Origin of the sequence: Mycobacterium sp. E1715 (genome assembly GCF_001667625.1) — a bacterium.
In the GTDB taxonomy this organism is placed as follows: Bacteria; Actinomycetota; Actinomycetes; order Mycobacteriales; family Mycobacteriaceae; genus Mycobacterium.
On the sequence record NZ_LZJJ01000498.1, the window covers coordinates 1 to 1,210 of the forward strand.

Annotated in this window: 2 protein-coding genes; both read left to right on the plus strand. The window is 70.1% G+C overall.

Going from position 1 to position 1,210, the window contains the following annotated elements; all coding sequences use genetic code 11:
• Positions 1-873: OB-fold nucleic acid binding domain-containing protein (locus tag A9X03_RS24720; protein WP_369831412.1), on the plus strand; the 873-nt coding region annotated here is incomplete at its 5' end.
• A gap of 77 nt (positions 874-950) precedes the next feature.
• The coding region (locus A9X03_RS24725; protein WP_068263452.1) for a hypothetical protein at positions 951-1,210 on the plus strand (260 nt) is incomplete at its 3' end.

Below are 1,210 nucleotides of genomic sequence, written 5' to 3' on the forward strand. Positions count from 1 at the left end.
TGGTTCAAGCTGCACCACCCGGCTGCGTTCTGCGCGGCGCTGCTGCGCGCGCAGCCGATGGGCTTCTATTCGCCGCAGTCGCTGGTGGCCGACGCGCGCCGGCACGGCGTGGCCGTGCACGGCCCGGACGTCAACGCCAGCCTGGCCCACGCCACCCTCGAGAACGCGGGCACCGAGGTCCGCCTCGGGCTGGGCGCGGTGCGCCACATCGGTGACGACCTCGCCGAGCGGCTGGTCGGCGAACGAAAAGCCAACGGCCCGTTCGCTTCTCTGCTGGACCTTACCACCCGGCTACCGCTGTCGGTGCCGCAGACAGAGGCGCTGGCGACGGCTGGGGCGCTCGGCTGCTTTGCCATGTCGCGGCGCGAGGCGCTGTGGGCGGCCGGGGCGGCCGCCACCCAACGCCCGGACCGCCTGCCCGGCGTCGGCTCGTCGTCGCATGTCCCCGCGCTGCCCGGGATGAGCGAACTGGAGCTGGCCGCCGCCGACGTGTGGGCCACCGGAGTCTCCCCGGACAGCTATCCGACGCAGTTCCTGCGGGCGGACCTGGACGCGATGGGCGTGGTGCCCGCCGAGAAGCTGCTCGGCGTGCCCGACGGCGACCGCGTGCTGATCGCCGGCGCGGTGACCCACCGGCAGCGCCCGGGCACGGCACAGGGGGTGACGTTTCTCAACCTCGAGGACGAGACCGGGATGGTCAACGTGCTGTGCACGCCGGCGGTGTGGGCGCGGCACCGCAAGCTGGCCAACTCCGCGCCGGCGATGCTGGTGCGCGGCCAGGTCCAAAACGCCAGCGGCGCAGTCACCGTCGTCGCCGAGCGGCTGGGGCGCATCACCCTGGCGGTCGGCTCGAAGTCGCGCGATTTCCGCTAGAAAGCGACATCACCCATCCGTTTGCGTCGTAAACTATCGCCTCATCGCCGCGGGTCAGCCAGAAGCAGGGAGTCGAGATGAGATTCAAACGTAGTCGCCTTGGCGCTGCGATGCTGGGTTGTGTTGCGGCGCTTGTTCTTCCAACCGCGATTGCCAGTGCCGATCCGCCCGACCCGCACCAGCCCGACATGACGAAGGGTTTCTGCCCGGGCGGCCGATGGGGGTACGGCAATTTGGCCGTGTGCGACGGCGAGAAGTATCCCGACGGGTCGTTTTGGCACCAGTGGATGAAGACCTGGATCGTCGGCCCACAGTTCTACTACGACTGCGTCGGTGG